This is a genomic window from Bacteroides sp. An322 (assembly GCF_002161765.1).
In the GTDB taxonomy this organism is placed as follows: Bacteria; Bacteroidota; Bacteroidia; order Bacteroidales; family Bacteroidaceae; genus Phocaeicola; species Phocaeicola merdavium.
On the sequence record NZ_NFIN01000064.1, the window covers coordinates 1 to 1043 of the forward strand.

The following is a 1043-nucleotide window of genomic DNA, read 5'->3' on the forward strand; positions in this document are numbered from 1 at the left end:
CTTCGGCAAGAGCATGTTCGTAAGCATGATGCAGGAATATTATGACATCGCCAAGGCAGACCGCTTTGATACGCTGTTCGACGGACTATGGATTAAAGAGCATCCCACGCCGTTGAAAAACGCTTTCCAAGTGATTTACTTTGATTTCTCGTTGGCGGGAGCGGGCATGGAAAGGCTGGAATATACGTTCAACGACTACTGCTGTAAGGTATTAGACCGTTTCATTGAACGGTATCGCTCCTATTACGATGAAAAATTTTTCGATGAAGTCCAATCAACTACTGATGCAGCCAATAAGTTGCGCTCAATCAATGCGAAAGCACACGAATTGGGCTATCCTTTGTATCTGATTATTGACGAATACGATAATTTCACCAATGTCATCTTAAGCGAAGGCGGCAAGGAAGTGTTCCGCAACCTGACCCATGCCAGCGGTTTCTACCGTGAGTATTTCAAGATATTCAAGGCGATGTTCAGCCGGGTATTCCTGATAGGCGTATCGCCAGTCACATTAGACGACCTTTCGAGCGGGTATAATATCGACTGGAATATCTCGCAAGACCCGCAATTCAACTACATGCTCGGGTTCTCGGAAAACGATGTGCGTGAAATGTTCCTATATTATAAAGGTGCAGGCAAGCTGCGTCCCGATGCAGACATCGAAGCAATGCTGGCGGAAATGAAACCATGGTACAACAACTATTGCTTTGCGGAAGAATGCATGGACGATGAACGCTTGTATAATTGCGATATGGTGCTTTATTACTTGCGCTATCAGGTAAACCGTGGCTGCCCTCCCAAGGAAATGGTGGATAAGAACATCCGTACCGATTACAAAAAACTGAAGATGCTGGCAGATATTGACAAGGGGAATCAGCGGGAGAACCGGATGAGCGTTATTGAGGAAATTGCGGCTACAGGGTCAATCGTGATGAACCTGAAGACTTCCTTCCCTGCAGAATACGTGACGGATGACAACAACTTCAGAAGCCTGTTATATTATTACGGCTTACTTACAATGAAAAGAAGCCTCGGCAGGCGTA

The 1043-nt window shown here is 45.7% G+C and carries 1 protein-coding gene; it reads left to right on the forward strand.

Annotated elements, in window-relative coordinates:
- A partial coding sequence (locus B5F91_RS14725) for an AAA family ATPase (protein WP_239416456.1) occupies positions 1–1043 on the forward strand: 1043 nt, incomplete at both ends.